This is a genomic window from Salinicola aestuarinus, assembly GCF_003206645.1.
GTDB classification, from domain to species: domain Bacteria; phylum Pseudomonadota; class Gammaproteobacteria; order Pseudomonadales; family Halomonadaceae; genus Salinicola; species Salinicola aestuarinus.
Map to the genome: position 1 here is coordinate 34,287 of NZ_PZJP01000002.1, position 19,544 is coordinate 53,830.

Below are 19,544 nucleotides of genomic sequence, written 5' to 3' on the forward strand. Positions count from 1 at the left end.
CTTGGGTCAAACCTCGTGCGCCGGCGACGCATCGAATCGCGACCTGGCGCCCTTGGCAGTGAGCGCTGGCGACGACAGGCCGGTCGATGCGACTATCCCACGCCGGGACGGCACTGTTAAGCCCGCCGTCGGCCGTTATAATTTCTCCCCACACTTTCCGATCCGAGGCACGGCCCTGACATGAGTTCTTCGAGTTCCGCGACGTCTCACTCTCATCCCTCAACCCCCATGGGACGCTACCGTGCCGATCTCGAGCGCGAGGGGTTTAGCCACGATGACGCTCAGGAGAATGCGGTCAAGCACCTCCAGAGGCTCTTCGACGACCTCGTCAACACGCCGGCGCCCAAGCCGTCCGCCAACGGCGCAAGCGGAGAGTCGACGCTGACCAAGATGGCGGGCCTCTTCGGCAAGCGGGGCAAGGGCAGCAAGGGGGAAGATGCACCGCCGACGGTGCCCGCTATCACCGGCCTCTATTTCTGGGGTGGCGTGGGCCGAGGCAAAACCTACCTGGTCGACGTGTTTTTCGAGTCGCTGCCGTTCGATCGCAAGATGCGAACGCACTTCAACCGCTTCATGCAGCGTGTCCATCGCGAGCTCGATGCCCATAAGGGCGAGAAGAACCCGCTGACACAGATTGCCGCGCAATTCGCGAGTGAGGCGCGCGTCATCTGCTTCGACGAGTTCTACGTCAAGGACATTACCGATGCGATGATTCTTGGCAACCTGATGGAGGCGCTGTTCGCCCAGGGCGTCGTCTTGGTGGCGACCTCCAATATTGTGCCGGACGACCTCTACAAGGATGGGCTGCAGCGGGCGCGGTTCCTGCCGGCGATCGACCTGCTCAAGCGCCACTGCGAGGTGGTCAATGTCGATTCGGGCGTCGACTACCGATTGCGCGCGCTCGAGCAGGTGGAGATCTTTCACTCGCCGCTCGATGAGCAGGCCGAGGCGCTGCTGGAGAAGAGTTTTCGCTCGGTGGCTGGTCATGACGGGGAGCGTGATGTCGCGTTGACGATCAATCATCGTGAACTCACCGCGCGGCGCCAGCACGAGGGCGTCGTCTGGTTCGACTTCAAGATGCTCTGCGATGGTCCGCGCAGTCAGAATGACTACATCGAACTCTCTCGGGAGTTTCACACCGTGCTGGTCTCCAACGTCCCGACGATGGGCGCGGCCAGCGATGATCAGGCACGGCGCTTCATCAGCATGGTTGACGAATTCTACGACCGTGCCGTGAAGCTACTGCTTTCCGCGGAAACCGACGTCGAATCCCTCTATACCGGCGGCAATCTGAGCTTCGAGTTCGAGCGCACGCTGTCGCGCCTTCAGGAGATGCAGTCGCAGGAGTATCTGGCGCTGGCGCACAAACCCTGAAAGTAAGTGCTGGCCGGTTGCCGGTCAGGCCATCACGTGCCCACGAACCGCTTTCTTGGCGTCATCCGCTCGTGTACAATGCGCGCTCTTCGTTACGTTGCCCCTGGGCCCTGGCCCTTAGCGAAGAGAGTCTCGGTGATAGTGCCGGGACTGGCGGACGGCTTTATCGGCAAGCACCGCCCTTGGGTAACCCAAGAAAAATAGGGATGGCTAGAGATTCGTCTCCAGCCCAAACATGCTTATCTGGTGAAACACTCATGAAGACGTTTAGTGCCAAGCCGCAGACAGTGCAGCGCGACTGGTATGTCGTCGATGCAGCGGGCAAGACGCTCGGTCGTCTGTCGACGGAAATCGCTCGCCGCCTGCGTGGCAAGCATAAGCCGGAATACACCCCTCACGTCGACACCGGCGATTACATCGTCGTCGTCAACGCCGAGAAGGTGAAGGTTACCGGCAACAAGGCGCAAGCCAAGAATTACTATCGTCATACCGGTTACCCGGGTGGCCTGCGCTCCATGTCGTTCGAGAAGCTGATCGATCACGCGCCTGAGCGCGTCATCGAATCCGCCGTCAAGGGCATGCTGCCCAAAGGGCCGCTGGGTCGTGCCATGTACGCCAAGCTCAAGGTGTACGCCGGTACCGAACATCCCCACGCCGCGCAGCAGCCGCAAGAACTGAACATCTGAGGGTAGACCACCATGGCACAACAGTATTACGGCACCGGACGTCGCAAGACCTCCACCGCTCGCGTGTTCCTGAAGCCGGGCACCGGCAAGATCACTGTCAATGATCGTGAACTCGGCGATTTCTTTGGCCGCGTCACCGCGCAGATGGTCGTGCGTCAGCCGCTCGAGCTGACCGAGACCACTGGTCAGTTCGACGCGTTCATCACCGTCAAGGGTGGTGGGGGTTCCGCTCAAGCCGGCGCCATTCGTCACGGCATTACGCGTGCCCTGATGGAATACAACGAAGAACTCCGCAAGCCGCTGCGCGCTGCTGGCTACGTCACGCGCGACGCGCGTGAAGTCGAGCGTAAGAAGGTCGGTCTGCGCAAGGCGCGTCGTCGTCCGCAGTTCTCCAAGCGCTGATTCTTCGGAATCGTTCTTCGCGCTCGACGCCCGGCTGTTACAGTCGGGCGTTTTGTCGTTTGACGTTAGGCTCTGTGCGTCCGCTTCTCGGTCGCTCACCGTGGCCAACGGCGTGTCGTGTTATCATGCACAGCTTAATTAATGCGAGGAAAGTTTCATGGGTGTAGTGGCCAAGCGATCGTCGATGACCTTCTATTCCGGCAGCGATGACCATTTCAGTCACCGCGTGAGAATCGTGCTGGCCGAGAAGGGCGTGGCCGTCGATATCCTGGATGTCTCGGCGGAAGAGCACAATGCCGAGCTGGCCGACCTGAATCCGTATAACAGCGTACCGACGCTGCTCGATCGCGACCTGGTGCTCTACGAGTCCAAGGTCATGATGGAGTATCTGGATGAACGTTTCCCGCATCCGCCGCTGCTGCCGGTCTATCCGGTTGCTCGTGCCCAGAGCCGCCTCTGGATGCATCGCATCGAGCGTGAATGGTGCCCGCTGGTCGAGCAGATTCAGCGCGGACCCAAGAAAGAGTCCGAGAAGGCGCGCAAGGAATTGCGAGAGAGCCTGACCGGTATTTCCCCGATTTTTGAAGACATGCCCTATTTCATGAGCGATGAATTCACGCTCGTGGACTGCTGCATCGCACCGATTCTCTGGCGCCTTCCGGCGCTTGGCGTAGAATTGCCCGAGAAGCAGGTCAAGCCGCTGATGGAGTACATGGAGCGCGTGTTTGCGCGTGACACCTTCAAGGTGGCCCTGTCCGAGTCCGAACGTGAAATGCGCAGCTGATAGGCGATCTTCGCTAGCCGCTCGAAAGGAGATCCCATGCTGACGAGCCGTCCTTATCTGGCCAGAGCCCTGTATGAATGGTTGCTCGACAACGACCAGACACCCTATATCGTCGTTGACGCCGGCAAGCCTGGCGTACGTGTGCCGCAGCAGTTCGTCCAGAACGGGCAAATCGTGCTAAATGTCGCGCCGGCCGCAGTGCGGGATCTATCGATCGATAATGCCGCCGTGACCTTCGGTGCGCGTTTCAGCGGTCAGCCAATGCAGGTGATCGTGCCGACCGACGCGCTGATCGCGATCTACGCGCGTGAAAACGGCGTGGGCATGGTGTTCGGGCAGGAGCCGGTTATGCCCGATCACGCGAGCGAAGCTGACGTGGAGCTGGAAGAGCAGGAGTGGGAGCGGCCGACTCTCGAAAGTGTCGAAGGGCGCAGCGATGACGCCGCCGCAGCCGTCGACACCCCTGAGGACGATGGCGAGAGCAAGGCAGAGCGCGGTAAGCCGTCGCTACGTATCGTCAAATAACGCCGCGAAGCCGAGCCTGTCCCGGTATCAAAAAAACCACCCCCGGTAGCCCGAGGGTGGTTTTTTTTGTCTCTATCGCGGCGCTGGGCTCAGTTGAGGTACTCGAACACCTTGACGATGCGTTGTACGCCGCCGACGCCTGAGGCGGCGCTCACGACCTGGCCGGCCTGTGCCTGGGTCACCATGCCCATGAGGTAGACCGTACCGTTCTCGGTGATCACGCGGATGAGGTTGGCATCGACCTGGTCGTTGGCGACGAGGTTGGCCTTGATCCGTCCCGTGATCCAGGTGTCGTTCACTCGCTGGCTGACAGGCGTGTTGGCGGAGACCATCAGCTCGTTATGAATCTGGCGGACGCTGCGCACGTTGCGTGCAATATCGCCGGCTTTCTCTTTGAGTTCGTCACTGGGCACTTGTCCGGTGAGCAGGACGTTGCTGTTATAGCTGTCGACGTTGATATGCGTGTCGCCAAAGCGCGCATCCGTGGCTTCCAGGCTGTCGAAGATCTTGCTCTGAATGGTGCTGTCTTCGGCTTTCGCACCGGGGGTGCGCTCGCTGTAATTCTCTTTCGCGCCCTCGGTGGCGCACCCGCCAAGCGAGAGAAGGGCGATGAGGCAGGAAGTGACGATCAGGGTCTTTTTCATAAGGCTTACTCGTTGCTGCCAAAAAGCTGTTGGTCGATCAGATCACATAAACAGTGGATCACCAAGAGATGCACTTCTTGAATCCGGGCCGTGGAGGTGGCGGGAATTCTGATCTCGCAGTCCTCCTGACCCAGCAGTGATGCCATGTCGCCGCCGTCGCGGCCGGTCAGGGCGACAATGCTCATTTCGCGGTCGTGCGCGGCCTGGATTGCCTGAACGATGTTGGCCGAATTGCCGCTCGTCGAGATGGCTAGCAGGACGTCACCCGGCTGACCCAGTGCCCGAATCTGCTTGGAGAAGACATCGTTGTAGCTGTAGTCATTGGCGATGGACGTCAGCGTCGAGGTGTCCGTGGTCAGCGCCAGTGCCGGCAGGCTCGGGCGCTCGCGCTCGAAGCGGTTGAGCAGTTCCGAGGAGAAGTGCTGGCTGTCGCCGGCGCTCCCGCCGTTACCGCAGGCCAGGATCTTGCCTTCGCTGACCAGGCATTGAACCATCATCTGGCTGGCAACTTCGATGAAGGGCGGAAGAACCTCGCTGGCGTAGGTCTTCGTGTCGATGCTGGCGTTGAAATGGTCGAGGATGCGCGATTGAAAATCCATGAGAAGCCTATTGGGCGATCAATATGCGTCGAAGGCGGCTTGAATCCACTCGAATTCCAGTGTGGGCGCCTGGCCCGTCACGCCTACGACATCGAAGCGGCATGGGCATGATAGCCGCTGCGTCTGAAGATAAAAACGCGCCGCTTTAATGATGCGGCGCTGCTTGGCGGCGGTGACCGTCTCGAGCGGGTGGCCATAGCGCGTGTTGCGTCGATGACGGACCTCCACGAACACCAGTGTTTCGCCGTCTCTGACGATCAGGTCGATCTCGCCGCCCTTGGCATGCTGGTTGCTCGCCACCCACTCAAGCCCCCGTTCGGCGAGCCAGCTCGCGACGCGCTGCTCGATCTGTTCGCCGCGATAGCGGGGGTCAGCGCGAGGCATCGCTACCGAAGCTCTCGTCGTCGAGACCGTTGAGCGACTCCCCCGACGGTGAGACGGCGCCGCGGCGCTGGCCGTCGCCGTTAACGCCGCTGGTGTCGTTTCCCGCATCGGATTCGGAATCGAGGACGGGGCCGGGGGTGAGCGCCGGGTTGGGTGCCGTCAGCAGCGGCTGCGGCGCGCCGGACTGGAAGACCGCCCAGGGCAGCGTGCGCTGAATGCGACCGTCATCACGGGCTTCCAGATTGCCCGTGGCGCCGAACAGCTGAGTGTGTGGCAGCGCGCGGAAGACCGGCAGGCGACGCGCCAGCTCGAAGGCGTCGACGCCCATGGCATTGAGCTTGAGCAGGCCCGGATCACTCTCGCTCGACAGGCGGCGGTAGGTCGAGACGAAGGGTAGCGCTTCGGTTCCGCCCACCGCCGCGTCCGGAATCATCCATGGAATGTCCACGAACTGTACGTCGTTGAGATCGTGATCGGCGCGCGGCTGCGGTGTGCCCTCGTAGAGGTGTGACGTCGCGTAGATCGGCAGTGAGCTGGCGTAGTAGAAGTCCAGCGTCGGCGGTATCTGGCGCGCGTAACTGGGCAGTGCCAGCAAGAAGAGCATGTCCATGTCGGTGCGCTTGTTATCGAGAAGATTGCGCACGGCGGTGGCTGCGGAGCCGGACGGGTCGTAGCTCACGACGGAGGCGAGCTGGCCTCCCTCGCTCTCCCAGCGCTGTCGGAAAGCGGAGAGGATGCGCGAGCCCCAGTCGTTGCTCGGGACCAGAATCCCGGCACGCCGGCTGCCGTCCTGATAGGCGCGCTGCGCAGCCTGGCGTGCCTCGTCTTCAGCGGAAAGGCCGTATTGAAAGAGCTCGGTGGCCTGATTACGCGGATGTTCGCCGTAATTGAGGGCCAGCGTGGGAAGCGGCACGCTACCGCGCGTCTCGAGTTCGCTGACAGTGTCCTTGTTGAGCGGTCCGAGCACGGCCTGGGCGCCGCTCATCGTTGCCTGCGCGTACAGTGCGTCGATGTTTTGCTGGCTCGAATCGATAAAGGTGAGGGCCGGGACACTCTCTCCCTGGGCGCGGGCGTCGTCGGCGCGGGCTTCGATGCCATGACGGATAGCCGAGGCAATGTTGGCAAGGGGGCCGCTCTCGGGCAGGAGGATCGCGAGACGGCTGATTTCCTGGCCCTCTAATTGGCGCAGGGCACTGAGGTCCTGCGGCATGCGACGATTGGCCGGATGGTCGGGATAGCGGCTGCGCCACTGATCCAGACGCTCGAACAGGCCGCTGACGTCGCCACCGCTGGCGCGATAGAGTCTGGCCAGTTCGACCCAGCCCAGGGTGAGCGAGTCGCTGCTGCCGGCGGCGAGTCTGTCGAGCGCCGTCGGGCTGAGCTGGGAAAGCGGCGCCCAAATGTCGTCTGTCAGTTCGTAGGGCGCATCGCTGCGCTGTAACTGAATCAATAGCTTCGCGGCGGCTTCGGGCTCGTTGATCAGGCCAAGCGCAATGCCGCGGCGATAGCGAAGCGTCTGGGTATTGCTCTCCGAGATCTCGATGCCGCTGTCGAGAATGTCGGTCGCACGAACGGTATTCCAGCCATCCTTTTCGGCGAGCCCGGCGTCCGACAGCACCAGGGCCCAGCGTACCCGTTCGGCCGGGGCGAGGGATTGCGGGTCGATCTGGCCGGCGATGGCCAGCGCCTGCGTCGAATCTCCCTGGCGTGCTAGGATGTCGGCCGCTTCGAGCCGGGTCGAGGCCGCCTCCCCGCCGCTCTGCTGGTTCGCCTGCTCGAGCAGCGTCTGCGCATCCGGGCCGCTGCTGCCCGGGATCATGCTTTGACCGGCACAGCCGGCCAGCGCCAGTGTCGCCAACAATGGCAGAAGAAGTCGCCGCAGCGGATAACCCATAGTGTCTTTCCCTATTACATGTTCGAGGCGCGCACCGTTCTCAAGGCGAAGGCGCGATCGCTGCTGTCGAGTCGACGACTCGACGTTCACTCCCTGTGACGCCGGCGCTCGGCGTCGGGGCCGTCATGGCGGCGCTCGAGGCGCGTGCACTTCGACCCCATGGCTATCGCCTATCAACCCGGATGGTATCGAATGAGCGAGAGAAAAGAAGGCGTATTGTACGTGGTCGCCACGCCGATTGGGAATCTCGAGGACCTGAGTGCGCGTGCCGTGCGAACCCTTGCGGAAGTGGACGCGATCGCCGCCGAGGACACTCGGCATACCCAGCGCCTGCTGAAGCACCTGGGAATCGAGCGGCCTCTATTGTCGCTGCACGAGCACAACGAGTCGGGAAGGGTTCAACAGCTCCAGGCACGACTGCTCGCCGGCGAGCAGCTGGCCCTGGTAAGCGATGCCGGCACCCCGCTGATCTCCGACCCCGGTTTCTTGCTGGTGCGCGAGCTACGGTCGGCCGGCTGTCGCGTGGTGCCGATCCCCGGTCCCTGCGCGCTGATTGCCGCCTTGAGCGTCGCCGGGCTGCCCACCGATCGCTTCACGTTCGAGGGTTTTCTTCCGGCGAAGTCCGCCGCCCGTCAACGCCAGCTCGAAGCGGGGGCGGATCGCGAAGAGACGCGTGTCTTTTACGAATCCCCGCATCGGATTCGTGATCTGCTGGCGGATGTCGTCACCACCCTCGGCGAGCGTCGCGTGGTACTGGCTCGGGAGCTGACCAAGACGTTCGAGACGCTGCTGGACGGTAGCGCCAATTCGCTGCTGGAGACGATGGCCGACGATAGCCAGCAAACCCGCGGGGAGTTCGTGGTGATGGTGGCCGGGGCGCCTGCCGCCGACACCGCCGTTGATGATGCTGAAGGCGAGACGATGCTCGCGGCGATGCTGACCGAAGGGGTGGGCGTCAAGAGCGCGGCTGCCGTTACCACGCGGCTGCTGGGTGGGCGGCGCAAGCAGTGGTATCAGCTGGCGCTGGCGCTCAAGGAGCGCGAAAGTCCCGCGGAATGACGCCTAGAAGGTGAGTGTCGGTTTTCGGCGACGCCGGAGTCCGCGGAATGCCGCGCCACTGCGGCCTTGAGAGGGGGTCGGGGGGCTGGTATTCTTGCGCGCTTGGGAGTCGGCCAGACAGTCGCCGCCGGTTAATCCGGGGGAGGAAAGTCCGGGCTCCATAGGGCGAGGTGCCAGGTAACGCCTGGGCGGCGCAAGCCGACGGCTAGTGCAGCAGAGAGTAGACCGCCTAAGCAGCGATTCGCTGCCGGTAAGGGTGAAAGGGTGCGGTAAGAGCGCACCGCGCGCCTGGCAACAGAGCGTGGCACGGTAAACCCCACCTGGAGCAAGACCAAATAGGGATCCTTAGGCGCGGCCCGCGCTGGATCCGGGTAGGTTGCTCGAGGGTCGTGGCGACGCGACCCCTAGATGAATGACTGTCCTCGACAGAACCCGGCTTATCGGCCGACTCCCTCCTGTTTTATCGCCAACGCGACCGAGACCTTCATGCTGCACCGCGACAACGATTCTTCACTCGCCGACGACGGTGCCGCCACTTCCCGCGAATTTCGCCACACCAGTGTCCTGCTTGATGGCGCCGTGGACTCGCTGGTGCGTTGCCCCTCGGGTAACTATCTCGATGGCACCTTCGGCCGCGGGGGGCATACTCGAGCGATTCTTGAACGTCTCGATGCCGAAGGGCGTCTTCTTGCCCTCGATCGCGACCCTCAAGCGCTCGCCGCCGGTGCTGACATCGCGGATGCGCGATTGAGCCTCCAGCGCGGTGTCTTTGCCGAGCTCGACCAGCATGCCGACGCCGCCGGCCTGCTGGGCAAGCTCGACGGTATACTGCTGGACGTCGGTGTCTCCTCCCCGCAGCTCGACGATCCCGAGCGCGGCTTCAGCTTTTTGCGCGATGGCCCGCTCGATATGCGCATGGATCCGGAGTCGGGTATTGGCGCGGCGCAGTGGCTCGCTCGCACCGGCGTCGATGAAATGGCCCGAGTGTTCAAGACCTACGGCGAGGAGCGCTTTGCCAAGCGCATCGCCCGAGCCCTGGTCACCGCGCGTCAGGAAACCCCGATCGAACGGACGCACCAGCTCGCCGAGATCGTCAAGGCCGCGCACCCCGCCTGGGAGAAGCACAAGCACCCGGCGACTCGGGTATTTCAGGCAATCCGCATTCACCTGAATGATGAACTCGGCCAGCTCGAACGCGCACTCGATGCCGCACTCGAAGCACTGGCGCCAGGTGGCCGGCTGGTCGTGATCAGCTTTCACTCTCTCGAAGACCGGTTGGTGAAGCGGTTCATTCGTGACCAATCCCGCGGCGACACCCATCTGCCGCGCGGCATGCCGATACGTGAGGATCAACTCAACAAACGGCTCAAGCCGGTGGGCAAGGCGCTGCGTGCAGACGAGCACGAAGTCGAACTCAACCCCCGTGCGCGCAGCGCCGTTATGCGTATCGCCGAAAAGTTGGCGTGAGGAGTTCCATGGCCGCTCAAGGAAGGCGTACGCCCTCGAAATGGGGTGATTGGCCCTTCTCGCGTCGGGTCAGCGCACGTTCGTTGGTTCTTTCGGTGCTCATCGCCGCCATTCTGGTAAGCGCGTTGGCCATCATCAGCACATCCCATCTCACGCGCGTTCAATACGCTCGGCTGCAGAAACTCGAAGGCCAGCGTGATGCGCTGCAGACGGAGTGGGGGCGCCTGCTACTCGAGGAGAGTACCTGGTCATCGCCGGCGCGCATCGAGTCGCTATCCACTCAGCGTCTGGAGATGCGCGTCCCTGGCGTTGATGAAGTCAAGGTGATTCACCCATGAGCGGCCCGCGTCGTTCCGCATCCCCCAAAAGCCGCGCCCCGGATGCACCACTGCGCGCCGGGCGCTACTGGTTCATGCTGTTTGTCATCCTGCTGGCCCTGTCGGCACTGATTGGGCGCGTCGTCTACCTGCAGGTGATCGATCGGGGCTTCCTGCAGAATCAGGGCGATGCGCGCACGCTACGCGTGGAGTCCATTGGCGCCCACCGCGGAATGATCAGGGACCGCAACGGCGATCCGCTGGCGATCTCGACGCCGGTCGTGACGCTCTGGGCCAACCCGCAGGAACTGACTCAGGATCCGATCCAGCAGGCAGTGCTCGCCCAGGCGCTCAATCTCGAGCCGCAGAAGCTTCAGGATCGCATCGACCGCTACGCCGACCATGAATTCATGTACCTGCGCCGTCAGTTGACGCCGGCGCAGGCCAAGCCCGTGCTCGATCTGCAGATGGCGGGCGTCTACGCCCGCGATGATTACAAGCGCTACTACCCGGCCGGTGAGGTCGCCGCCCAGCTCGTTGGTGTGACCAATATCGACGATGAGGGGCAGGAGGGACTGGAGCTTGCCTATAACGGGTATCTCACCGGCGAGCCTGGCAAGCGTCGCGTGTTGAAGGATCGCAAGGGTCGGCTGGTGCGCGACCTGCATTTGATCGAAGACGCCAAGCCCGGCGGAGACCTCGACCTCTCGATCGACCTGCGCCTGCAGTACATGGCCTACCGTGAACTCGCTGCCGGCATCCGTGACAACGACGCCGACGGTGGCTCGCTGGTAATGCTCGATGCGCACACCGGTGAAGTGCTGGCGATGGCCAACCTGCCGTCCTACAACCCGAATAATCGCGCCGACGTCGACGTGCGCGGCCTGCGCAACCAGGCGATCACGGACGCCATCGAACCGGGATCGGTCATGAAGCCGCTGGCGATGTCGGCTGCGCTGGCCAGCGATCAGTTCACACCCGATTCGATCATTGATACCAGCCCCGGCTGGATGGTCGTCGATGGTTTTACGATCAAGGATTTCCGAAACTACGGCGAGCTCGACCCGGCCGGTATTCTGTTTCACTCCTCCAACATCGGCATGGCGCACATCGCGCTGTCGCTCGATCAGGATACGATCTGGAACCGCTATCGCGCGCTGGGTTTCGGCCAGAGCCCGGGGACCGGGTTTCCGGGCGAGAACAGCGGTAGCCTGCCGGCGCCGAACAATCTGGCGCGCAGCGCCCAGGCGGCGATGGCCTACGGCTACGGCGTGGCGGTGACACCGATGCAGCTGGCGAGTGCCTATACCGCCATTGCCAATGACGGTCGACGCCTGCATCCGTCGTTACTCAAGCTCAGCGGTGAGCCGGAGAGCGACCAGGTGATGTCGCCGACGGTGGCGCATCAGCTGCTGGGTATGCTCGAGAAGATCGTGCGGCCCAATGCCGGTGGACATCTGGCGATGGTGCCGGGCTATCAGATCGCAGGTAAGACGGGCACGGTGCGCAAGGTGACCAGCCAGGGCTATCAGGAAACCGAATATCGCGGGCTCTTCGCCGGTATTGCGCCGGCGACCAATCCCCGCATCGTCACGGTCGTAATGATCGACAATCCCAAGAAGGGCGATTACTACGGCGGTCTGGTCGCTGCGCCGGTGTTCAGCCGCGTGGTGGGCAGCGCATTGCGTCTACTCGACGTACCCCCGGATCAATCCGAAGAGGAGACGGCGCCATGAGAGTTCAAACGACACGACTCGTTGCGGCGCTCGAGGCTCTGGAATACCCAGAGGCGGCGAACCAGGTAGCGAACTGGTGTGACGGCCACGCCGAGCTAGCGCTGATTCAGGACAGCCGCGAAGTGGCTGTCGAGGCGTCTGGAGCGCTTCCCGTGCTCTTTCTTGCGACCCCGGGTGTCGCGACGGATGGGCGAGAACATATAGAGGCGGCGCTCTCCGCCGGCGCCGTCGGCGTGCTCGCCGAGGGTGATGAGCTCGCGGCACGCTGGCAGAACGAGGCGCGCGTGGTGTCGCTGCCAGGGATCACTCAGCAGTTGGCAGCATTGGGCCGGGTCCTGTTCGACGTGCCCGAGACACTGCGAGTCATCGGTGTCACCGGGACCAACGGCAAGAGCTCAGTGACGCACTACATTGCCGCGCTGCTGGAGCGTCTGGGCCACCCCGCAGCCGTCGTCGGCACCCTGGGCTACGGTCGGCCTGACGCACTTCGCCCGGCGCTCCAGACCACGCCAGGGCCGCTCGCCCTTCAGCAGATGCTGGGTGAAATGGCCGCCGAGGGAGTCGAAACGGTCGCGATGGAGGTCTCCTCCCATGCACTGGCCCAGGACCGACTGGGTGACACGCGGGTCGACACCGCTGTGTTTACCAATCTGAGTCGGGACCATCTCGACTATCACGTCAGCATGGCGGCCTATGCGGCGGCGAAAGCCAAGCTCTTCCAGCGCGACGGACTTCGACTCGCCGTGGTCAACGGCGACGACCCCCTTGCTCGGCTGATGCTCGCCGGGTTGCCCGCGGGGGTGCGCGTTCTCGCCACCGGCAGCAATGATGCCACCACGCTGCGCGTTGCCGGCTGTGAAGCGCTGCCGGAAGGGCTGCGGGCCGTGGTCGCCTCGCCGGAGGATGAGCATGTCCTCGAGCTACCGCTGATGGGTCGGTTCAATCTCGACAACGCGCTGCTGGCGATGACCACGCTCTACGGGCTCGGTCACTCCCTCGAGTCGATCTGGCCCGCGGCCGCCGAGCTCACGCCGGTCCCTGGGCGGATGCAGCGGGTGACGGCCATCGACGAGGCGAGTGGCCCCGCGGTGATCGTCGACTACGCCCACACGCCAGCGGCGCTCGATAACGCCCTGGCGGCACTGCGCGAGCACCTGCCGGGCGGTGACGGAAGCGCGCTCTGGTGCATCTTTGGCTGCGGTGGCGACCGCGATCCCGGTAAGCGCGTGCCCATGGCCGAGGCGGTCGAGCGGCATGCCGATCGCGTCGTGATCACCGATGACAATCCGCGCGGCGAGTCAGCCGAGGCGATTCGTGATGCCGTGTCGGGCGGGCTCCAGTCGCCGGCGTCGGCGTGGTCGATCGGCGGTCGTCGAGACGCGATCGAACGGGTGATTGCCGAGGCGAATGACCACGATATCGTCCTGATCGCAGGCAAGGGTCACGAGGACTACCAGGAGATCGCCGGGGTGCGCCAGCCGTTCGACGATCGCGAGGTGGCCCGCTCGGCCCTGCAACGCCGCGGGGCATTGACGTGAGTGCGCGGCTGAGCGATGCGGCGGCGAGCCTGGGGGCCCGGCTCGAGGGGGAAGACGCCCCGCTTGCCGATATCGTCACTGACTCTCGCCGACTGGCGCCCGGCGATCTGCTCGTCGCCCTGGTGGGTGAGCACTTCGACGCGCATGCGTTTGTCGCCCAGGCGCGAGAAGGCGGAGCCGCCGGCGCTGTCGTCTCGCGGCCGGTCGATGATCCGTTGCCTCAAATCCTCGTCCCCGATACGCGCGTGGCGCTGGGCCAGCTCGCCCATGTGCACCGACAGGCGTGGGACGGTGAACTGGTGGCGATTACCGGTAACAGCGGCAAGACCACGGTGAAAGCGCTGACAGCGGCAATTTTCTCACGCCGCGGGACGACGCTTGCCACCGAGGGCAATCTGAACAATGACATCGGCGCACCGCTGACGCTGTTGCGCCTGGAGCCGGCGCATCGCTACGCCGTCGTCGAGCTGGGCGCCAACCACCTCGGTGAGATCGCCTGGACCACGGCGTTGGCGCGTCCGTCGATTGCTGTCATCACCAATGTCACCGATGCCCATGTGGGTGAGTTCGGTGGCACCGGTCAGATCGCCCAGGCCAAAAGCGAGATTCTCGCCGGCCTTGGCGAGACGGGGGCCGCGGTGCTGGACCGTCAGCAACCCTTCTTTGCGCTCTGGCGATCGCTTGCCGGCCGAGCGAAGGTCGTCGACTTCGCCATCGATGCCGAAGCGAGCGTTGCCGCCCGCGACCTAGTCTGCGACGCCGCCGGGCGCTATGCTTTCACGCTTTCGATTACGGGCGAAGCGCCGGCGCGGGTGTCGCTTGGCCTGATTGGCCGGCATAACGTGCGTAACGCGCTGGCCGCGGCGGGAGCGGCTCACGCCGCTGGCCTTGGCGTCAGCGAGATCGTCGCTGGGCTGGAGTCGGTCGCGGCAATGCCCGGTCGGATGCAGGTTGTCGCGGGGATTCGCGACGCCTGCGTGATCGATGACAGCTACAACGCCAATCCGGGGGCCATGCGGGCGGCCCTCGAGACGCTGTCGACGCTGCCGGCGCCACGATGGTGCTTTCTCGGCGCCATGGGGGAGCTTGGCGACGAGAGTGAACGCTATCACGCCGAGATCGGGCAACTCGCCCGCGACCTCGGCATCGAGGTTCTAGGGACTTACGGCGACGCCGCGCGCGCCGCCGCCGCGGCCTTCGGTAACGAAGGTCACCATTTCGACGACTGGGCGGCGCTTTGCCGCTTCGCCCATGACCGGCTTCCCCCGCGGGCCAGTGTGTTGGTCAAGGGGTCGCGCAGCGCGGGCATGGAACGACTCGTTGCCGCACTGCGCACCGACGCTTCAAGGTGAATCTGACTCATGCTGCTTTTTCTGGCTGAACTGCTGACGCATTTTCAAAGCGCTTTCAACGTTTTCGGGTACCTCACCCTGCGCATCATTCTGGGCACGCTGACCGCACTCTTCTTGAGCCTGTGGATGGGGCCGCAGGTGATCAAGCGCCTGGTCGAGCGCCAGATCGGCCAGGCGGTTCGTGACGATGGACCGCAGTCGCATCTCTCCAAAGCGGGGACGCCGACCATGGGCGGCGCCCTGATCCTGATTTCGATCGCCGTGAGCACGCTGCTGTGGGGGGATCTGAGCAACCACTACGTCTGGCTGGTGCTGGTGGTGACGCTGGGCTTTGGCGCGATCGGCTGGGTCGATGACTTTCGCAAGGTGGTGGAGAAGAATCCCCGTGGCCTGCCGGCGCGCTGGAAGTACTTCTGGCAGTCGGTGATCGGTCTGGGCGTGTCGACGGTGCTTTATTTCACCGCGGCGAGCCCGGTGGAGACCAGCCTGATCGTGCCGTTGTTCAAGGATGTGGTGATGCCGCTCGGCATCTTCTACATCCTGTTGAGCTATCTGGTGATCGTCGGCAGTTCCAACGCGGTCAACCTGACCGATGGTCTCGATGGTCTGGCGATCATGCCCACGGTGCTCGTCTCGATGGGCCTGGCCGTTTTCGCCTACGCCAGCGGTAACGCGGTGTTCGCCAACTACCTGCACATCCCGGAAGTGCCGGGGGCCGGTGAACTGGCGGTATTCTGCGGCACGATCGCCGGTGCCGGGCTCGGCTTTCTCTGGTTCAACACCTACCCGGCGCAGGTCTTCATGGGTGACGTGGGCGCGCTGGCGCTGGGCGCCGCACTGGGCGTAGTCGCGGTCATCGTGCGTCAGGAGATCGTGCTGTTCATCATGGGCGGCGTATTCGTGATGGAGACGGTCTCCGTCATTCTTCAGGTGGGCTCCTACAAGCTGACCGGCCGACGTATCTTTCGGATGGCACCGCTGCATCACCACTTCGAACTCAAGGGGTGGCCGGAGCCGCGTGTCATCGTCCGTTTCTGGATCGTTACCGTCATGCTGGTCCTGCTGGGACTGGCGACACTGAAACTGCGTTGACGCCATGAGCGATCGTCGCCAAAGCGGTGCGCCGCAGCCCCTGCCCGGTGAGTCGGTCGAATCCCGTCGGCGTCTGGTGGTGGGGCTCGGTCTCTCCGGGCGTGCCATCGCCCGCTACCTTCACCAGCGAGGCGCGCCGTTCTCGCTGGCGGATACCCGCGACGCCCCGCCGGGCCTCGACGCGTTTCGCGCAGCGTATCCGCAGGTCGACGTTCACCTCGGCGGGCTGGAGGGGCTCGATCTTGATGCCTTTGACGAGATCGTCGTCAGCCCCGGCGTCGACACGGCGCAGGCAGGATTCGACCGCGTGCGATCGCGGTTGATGGGCGAGATCGAACTCTTCGTGCGCGAATGCCGGGTGCCGATCGTGGCGATCACCGGTTCCAATGCCAAGTCGACCGTGACCACGCTGGTCGGCGAGATGCTCGACGAGGCAGGCATTCGCGTTGCTGTCGGCGGCAATCTAGGCGAACCGGCGCTGGATCTGCTGCTCGATCGACCCGATGCCGAGTGCTTCGTGCTCGAACTCTCCAGCTTTCAGCTCGAGAGCCTCCGGCGTCTCGGCGCGTTCTGCGCCGCTTTTCTCAATCTGTCTCCAGATCATCTCGATCGCCACGGCGATATCGATGGCTATCGTGCGGCCAAGGCGCGGATCTTTGGCGGGGCTCGCCATGCCGTGGTCAATGCCGACGATGCGGCAACCTGGCCCGAGACGCGCGGCGTCGGGACTCACGTGTCTGATGTCGTGACCTTTAGCGTCGGTGTGCCGGCTCCCGGGCAATGGGGTGTCGTACCGGCCACGTCGGGAGTACCGGCCTGGCTCGCCCGCGGCGACGCGCGTCTGATGCCGGTCGACGAACTCGCGCTGGTCGGCCGACACCATTTTGCCAACGCGCTGGCGGCGGCCGCGATCGCGGAGACCCTCGACGTTCCCTGGGCCGCCATGCGTCGGGTTCTGGCTCGCTTTCGCGGCTTGGCCCATCGCGGTGAGCTGATCGTCGAGCGTGCCGGCGTGCGCTGGATCAATGACTCCAAAGGAACCAACGTGGGCGCCACGCTCGCGGCCATCGACGGCGTCGGCGGCTCGCTCACCGGGCGCTTGATCTGGCTCGGCGGTGGCGTCGGCAAGGGGGCGGATTTCGCACCGCTTGCCGAGCCGCTCGGCCGTTACGCGCGGGAGGCGATTCTCTTCGGAGAGGATGCCGCGCGCCTGGCGTCTGCCGTCGGTGAGCGAGTCGCGACGCGCCGAGTCGCCACGCTGCAGGAGGCCATGCGAAGGGCCGCCTCGATCGCCGAGCCTGGCGACTGCGTGCTGCTGTCGCCGGCCTGTGCGAGCCTCGACCAATTTCCCAATTACATGGCGCGAGGCGATGCGTTTCGCGACGTGCTCGAGCGGGGGGAGGAGAGCGCATGCTGAGCCGTCTGAAAGGGCTGGAGGAGCGCTTCACCACACGGCGCCAGACCTTCGACGGCTGGCTGCTGCTGTCGTCGCTGTCGCTGATGCTGATCGGCTGGGTCATGGTCACCTCCGCTTCGTCGGAAATCGCCACCAGCCTCACCGGCAATCCGTGGTACTTCAGCATTCGTCACGGCATCTTCGTGCTCGGCGCGATGGCCGTGGGACTGGTGGCCGTTCGCTTGCCGCTGGCGTGGTGGCGTGAGCGAGGGCCACTCCTGCTGATTGTCGCCCTGTTGCTGCTACTCGCGGTGCTCTTCGTCGGTCGTGAGATCAATGGCAGTCGGCGCTGGATTCCGCTGGGACTGATCAACGTGCAGGCCTCGGAAGTCGCGAAACTCTGCATGATCGTTTATGTCGCCGGCTATCTGCAGCGATACCTGCCCGAGGTGCGTCGAACCTGGGGCGCCTTCCTGCGACCGCTCGCGGTCATGGCGCTGGTCGGCTTCCTGCTGATTCTCGAGCCGGACTACGGTGCGGTCGTGGTACTCACGGGCTGCGTGATGGGGATGCTGCTGCTGTCCGGTGCGCCACTCTGGCGCTTTCTGCTGATCATGGCGGTGGTGGGCAGCGGTGCGGTGATGCTGGCTGTTGCCGAGCCGTATCGCCTGCAGCGTATCACCAGCTTTGCCAATCCCTGGGCGGACCAGTACAACAGCGGCTACCAGTTGACCCAGGCGCTCATCGCCTTCGGTCGTGGCCACTGGACGGGTCTCGGCCTCGGCAACAGCGTGCAGAAGCTGTTCTATCTGCCGGAAGCGCATACCGACTTCGTGTTCGCGGTGCTGGCAGAAGAACTCGGGTTGCTCGGCGCCGTTGGCGTCATTCTGCTCTTCGCACTCCTGGTCTTCCGGGCGTTTCGCATCGGCCGCAAGGCGGAGCTCGCGGGCATGCCCTTTGCCGCCTATCTCTGCTACGGAATTGCACTGGTGATCGGCGCGCAGGCATTCATCAATATCTCGGTGAGTTCGGGAATGTTGCCGACGAAAGGTCTGACCCTGCCGCTACTGAGCTACGGCGGCTCGAGCCTCATCGTGAGCGGCATCATGGTTGCGCTGCTGTTTCGGACCGACGCCGAAGTTCGTCGTCGGCGACCTCTCCCCGCGCCCAAGGCGCCCAAATCGACCGAGGAGGCCGCGACATGAGTGCGCCACAACGTGTTCTGATCATGGCAGGGGGGACCGGCGGGCACGTGGTGCCCGCGCTCTCTCTGGCCCGCGCGCTGATGGCTCGTGGGGTCAGTGTCGAGTGGCTGGGAAGCCCCCGAGGCATCGAGAATCGGCTGGTGCCGGCCGCAGGAATCGCGCTCAATCGGATCGACGTTGCCGGCCTTCGCGGCAATGGCCTTGCCGGCTGGCTGGCCGTGCCGTGGCGGCTGAGTCGCGCGGTGTGGCAGGCGAGGCGCATCATTCGGCGATTCGATCCCCAGCTCGTCGTGGGGCTCGGCGGGTTCGCCAGCGGTCCTGGCGGACTGGCGGCGAAGCTCGACAACCGGCCGCTGGTGGTGCACGAGCAGAACGCCATCGCCGGACTGACCAATCGAACACTCTCTCGCCTGGCCACCCGCGTGTATGCGGCGTTTCCGGAAGCGTTTCCGGGACGTAACGCGGTCGTGGTGGGTAACCCGGTGCGTCAGGAGATCATCGCCCTCGGTGAGCATCCGCGGGCGGCGGCATCGCTGCGCGGCCGCCGGCTTCGCCTTCTGGTGCTCGGGGGCTCGCTCGGGGCGCAGTCGTTGAATGACAAGTTGCCGGCGTCGCTGGCCGGGCTGCCTGAAGCGCGGCGGCCCGAGGTTCGCCATCAGGCCGGTCGCGACAAGGAGGCACCGACCCGCGACAACTACCGCGACGCGGGGGTCAAGGCTGAGGTCAGTGACTTCATCGACGACATGGCCGCGGCCTACGACTGGGCGGACCTGATCGTCTGTCGGGCCGGGGCGCTGACCATCGCCGAGCTTACCGCGGCGGCCAAGCCGTCGCTGTTGGTGCCGTTCCCGCACGCCGTCGACGATCATCAGACCCATAATGCGCGCTTTCTCGTCGAGGCGGGCGGCGCGGAACTGATTCAACAAAAGGCACTTGGCGTCGAGCGTCTGACAGCAGCGCTAGAGGCGCTGCTTGACCCCGATGTGCTGGCGCGTATGGCGTTAGCGTCGCGTCGGGTGGCACACCTGGACGCCGTCGATCGGATGGTCGACGGCTGCATGGAGATCGGCTGTGAGCGATAGCATTCAGA

19 protein-coding genes and 1 other RNA gene are annotated in these 19,544 nt (G+C 64.3%); 16 read left to right on the forward strand and 4 right to left on the reverse strand.

From position 1 onward, the window contains the following. The first annotated feature begins 180 nt into the window (after positions 1-180). The 5 genes from zapE to DOM41_RS02370 all read left to right on the forward strand — a co-directional run bounded on the left by zapE (position 181) and on the right by DOM41_RS02370 (position 3,771). Positions 181-1,374: a cell division protein ZapE gene (gene zapE, locus DOM41_RS02350; protein ID WP_245391704.1), complete on the forward strand. Its 1,194-nt coding sequence runs from the start codon at positions 181-183 to the stop codon at positions 1,372-1,374. A gap of 257 nt (positions 1,375-1,631) precedes the next feature. Then, positions 1,632-2,060, forward strand: coding sequence for a 50S ribosomal protein L13 (rplM, locus tag DOM41_RS02355; RefSeq protein WP_110668369.1), 429 nt, complete (start codon positions 1,632-1,634; stop codon positions 2,058-2,060). Positions 2,061-2,072: 12 nt separating this feature from the next. Further along, complete coding sequence (gene rpsI / locus DOM41_RS02360; protein ID WP_110668370.1) at positions 2,073-2,462, forward strand: 30S ribosomal protein S9; 390 nt, start codon at positions 2,073-2,075, stop codon at positions 2,460-2,462. A gap of 157 nt (positions 2,463-2,619) precedes the next feature. Then, positions 2,620-3,246 (forward strand): stringent starvation protein SspA, encoded by a 627-nt coding sequence (gene sspA, locus DOM41_RS02365; protein ID WP_110685253.1) that lies wholly within the window; start codon positions 2,620-2,622, stop codon positions 3,244-3,246. A gap of 36 nt (positions 3,247-3,282) precedes the next feature. After that, the gene (locus tag DOM41_RS02370; protein WP_110685254.1) at positions 3,283-3,771 is read left to right on the forward strand and encodes a ClpXP protease specificity-enhancing factor; all 489 of its coding nucleotides are present in this window, start codon (positions 3,283-3,285) and stop codon (positions 3,769-3,771) included. Between the two features lie 89 nt (positions 3,772-3,860). Here DOM41_RS02370 and DOM41_RS02375 read toward each other — a convergent pair whose 3' ends face one another. From DOM41_RS02375 to DOM41_RS02390, 4 genes are read right to left on the reverse strand one after another with little or no spacing between them, the layout of a single operon-like run. Further along, positions 3,861-4,415, reverse strand: coding sequence for a BON domain-containing protein (locus DOM41_RS02375; protein ID WP_110685255.1), 555 nt, complete (start codon positions 4,413-4,415; stop codon positions 3,861-3,863). 5 nt (positions 4,416-4,420) lie between these two features. Beyond that, positions 4,421-5,014, reverse strand: coding sequence for a phosphoheptose isomerase (locus DOM41_RS02380; RefSeq protein WP_110685256.1), 594 nt, complete (start codon positions 5,012-5,014; stop codon positions 4,421-4,423). Positions 5,015-5,032: 18 nt separating this feature from the next. Continuing rightward, a complete protein-coding gene (locus DOM41_RS02385; RefSeq protein WP_110685257.1) occupies positions 5,033-5,398 on the reverse strand; it encodes a YraN family protein in 366 nt (121 codons plus the stop codon). Continuing rightward, positions 5,385-7,292: a penicillin-binding protein activator gene (locus tag DOM41_RS02390; protein ID WP_110685258.1), complete on the reverse strand. Its 1,908-nt coding sequence runs from the start codon at positions 7,290-7,292 to the stop codon at positions 5,385-5,387. The genes DOM41_RS02385 and DOM41_RS02390 overlap by 14 nt, the downstream gene beginning before the upstream one ends. A 192-nt stretch (positions 7,293-7,484) precedes the next feature. On the opposite strand from DOM41_RS02390, the gene rsmI reads away from it, so the two are divergent. The 11 genes from rsmI to murG all read left to right on the forward strand — a co-directional run bounded on the left by rsmI (position 7,485) and on the right by murG (position 19,536). Then, on the forward strand, positions 7,485-8,351 hold the full coding sequence (gene rsmI / locus DOM41_RS02395; protein WP_110685259.1) for a 16S rRNA (cytidine(1402)-2'-O)-methyltransferase: 867 nt from the start codon (positions 7,485-7,487) through the stop codon (positions 8,349-8,351). 105 nt (positions 8,352-8,456) lie between these two features. Continuing rightward, positions 8,457-8,807, forward strand: an RNA gene (gene rnpB, locus DOM41_RS02400) — RNase P RNA component class A. A 30-nt stretch (positions 8,808-8,837) separates the two neighbouring features. After that, complete coding sequence (gene rsmH, locus DOM41_RS02405; protein WP_110685346.1) at positions 8,838-9,818, forward strand: 16S rRNA (cytosine(1402)-N(4))-methyltransferase RsmH; 981 nt, start codon at positions 8,838-8,840, stop codon at positions 9,816-9,818. A gap of 8 nt (positions 9,819-9,826) precedes the next feature. Further along, positions 9,827-10,156: a cell division protein FtsL gene (ftsL, locus tag DOM41_RS02410; protein ID WP_110685260.1), complete on the forward strand. Its 330-nt coding sequence runs from the start codon at positions 9,827-9,829 to the stop codon at positions 10,154-10,156. Next, complete coding sequence (locus DOM41_RS02415; RefSeq protein ID WP_110685261.1) at positions 10,153-11,871, forward strand: peptidoglycan D,D-transpeptidase FtsI family protein; 1,719 nt, start codon at positions 10,153-10,155, stop codon at positions 11,869-11,871. Before ftsL ends, DOM41_RS02415 begins: the two co-directional genes overlap by 4 nt. Then, on the forward strand, positions 11,868-13,409 hold the full coding sequence (locus tag DOM41_RS02420; protein WP_110685262.1) for a UDP-N-acetylmuramoyl-L-alanyl-D-glutamate--2,6-diaminopimelate ligase: 1,542 nt from the start codon (positions 11,868-11,870) through the stop codon (positions 13,407-13,409). Before DOM41_RS02415 ends, DOM41_RS02420 begins: the two co-directional genes overlap by 4 nt. Continuing rightward, positions 13,406-14,761, forward strand: coding sequence for a UDP-N-acetylmuramoyl-tripeptide--D-alanyl-D-alanine ligase (locus DOM41_RS02425; RefSeq protein ID WP_110685263.1), 1,356 nt, complete (start codon positions 13,406-13,408; stop codon positions 14,759-14,761). The genes DOM41_RS02420 and DOM41_RS02425 overlap by 4 nt, the downstream gene beginning before the upstream one ends. Positions 14,762-14,770: 9 nt before the next feature. Next, positions 14,771-15,853, forward strand: a complete 1,083-nt coding sequence (gene mraY, locus DOM41_RS02430; protein ID WP_110685264.1) for a phospho-N-acetylmuramoyl-pentapeptide-transferase — start codon at positions 14,771-14,773, stop codon at positions 15,851-15,853. A 4-nt stretch (positions 15,854-15,857) separates the two neighbouring features. Beyond that, positions 15,858-17,270: a UDP-N-acetylmuramoyl-L-alanine--D-glutamate ligase gene (gene murD / locus DOM41_RS02435; protein WP_110685265.1), complete on the forward strand. Its 1,413-nt coding sequence runs from the start codon at positions 15,858-15,860 to the stop codon at positions 17,268-17,270. After that, the gene (ftsW, locus tag DOM41_RS02440; protein ID WP_110685266.1) at positions 17,264-18,454 is read left to right on the forward strand and encodes a putative lipid II flippase FtsW; all 1,191 of its coding nucleotides are present in this window, start codon (positions 17,264-17,266) and stop codon (positions 18,452-18,454) included. The genes murD and ftsW overlap by 7 nt, the downstream gene beginning before the upstream one ends. Beyond that, on the forward strand, positions 18,451-19,536 hold the full coding sequence (gene murG / locus DOM41_RS02445) for an undecaprenyldiphospho-muramoylpentapeptide beta-N-acetylglucosaminyltransferase (RefSeq protein ID WP_110685267.1): 1,086 nt from the start codon (positions 18,451-18,453) through the stop codon (positions 19,534-19,536). Before ftsW ends, murG begins: the two co-directional genes overlap by 4 nt. Positions 19,537-19,544: the final 8 nt, after the last annotated feature.

Coding starts and splice junctions, on each gene's coding strand:
- zapE (WP_245391704.1), top strand. CDS start 181: ATGAGTTCTTCGAGTTCCGCGACGTCTCACTCTCATCCCTCAACCCCC.
- rplM (WP_110668369.1), top strand. CDS start 1,632: ATGAAGACGTTTAGTGCCAAGCCGCAGACAGTGCAGCGCGACTGGTAT.
- rpsI (WP_110668370.1), top strand. CDS start 2,073: ATGGCACAACAGTATTACGGCACCGGACGTCGCAAGACCTCCACCGCT.
- sspA (WP_110685253.1), top strand. CDS start 2,620: ATGGGTGTAGTGGCCAAGCGATCGTCGATGACCTTCTATTCCGGCAGC.
- DOM41_RS02370 (WP_110685254.1), top strand. CDS start 3,283: ATGCTGACGAGCCGTCCTTATCTGGCCAGAGCCCTGTATGAATGGTTG.
- DOM41_RS02375 (WP_110685255.1), bottom strand. CDS start 4,415: ATGAAAAAGACCCTGATCGTCACTTCCTGCCTCATCGCCCTTCTCTCG.
- DOM41_RS02380 (WP_110685256.1), bottom strand. CDS start 5,014: ATGGATTTTCAATCGCGCATCCTCGACCATTTCAACGCCAGCATCGAC.
- DOM41_RS02385 (WP_110685257.1), bottom strand. CDS start 5,398: ATGCCTCGCGCTGACCCCCGCTATCGCGGCGAACAGATCGAGCAGCGC.
- DOM41_RS02390 (WP_110685258.1), bottom strand. CDS start 7,292: ATGGGTTATCCGCTGCGGCGACTTCTTCTGCCATTGTTGGCGACACTG.
- rsmI (WP_110685259.1), top strand. CDS start 7,485: ATGAGCGAGAGAAAAGAAGGCGTATTGTACGTGGTCGCCACGCCGATT.
- rsmH (WP_110685346.1), top strand. CDS start 8,838: ATGCTGCACCGCGACAACGATTCTTCACTCGCCGACGACGGTGCCGCC.
- ftsL (WP_110685260.1), top strand. CDS start 9,827: ATGGCCGCTCAAGGAAGGCGTACGCCCTCGAAATGGGGTGATTGGCCC.
- DOM41_RS02415 (WP_110685261.1), top strand. CDS start 10,153: ATGAGCGGCCCGCGTCGTTCCGCATCCCCCAAAAGCCGCGCCCCGGAT.
- DOM41_RS02420 (WP_110685262.1), top strand. CDS start 11,868: ATGAGAGTTCAAACGACACGACTCGTTGCGGCGCTCGAGGCTCTGGAA.
- mraY (WP_110685264.1), top strand. CDS start 14,771: ATGCTGCTTTTTCTGGCTGAACTGCTGACGCATTTTCAAAGCGCTTTC.
- murD (WP_110685265.1), top strand. CDS start 15,858: ATGAGCGATCGTCGCCAAAGCGGTGCGCCGCAGCCCCTGCCCGGTGAG.
- ftsW (WP_110685266.1), top strand. CDS start 17,264: ATGCTGAGCCGTCTGAAAGGGCTGGAGGAGCGCTTCACCACACGGCGC.
- murG (WP_110685267.1), top strand. CDS start 18,451: ATGAGTGCGCCACAACGTGTTCTGATCATGGCAGGGGGGACCGGCGGG.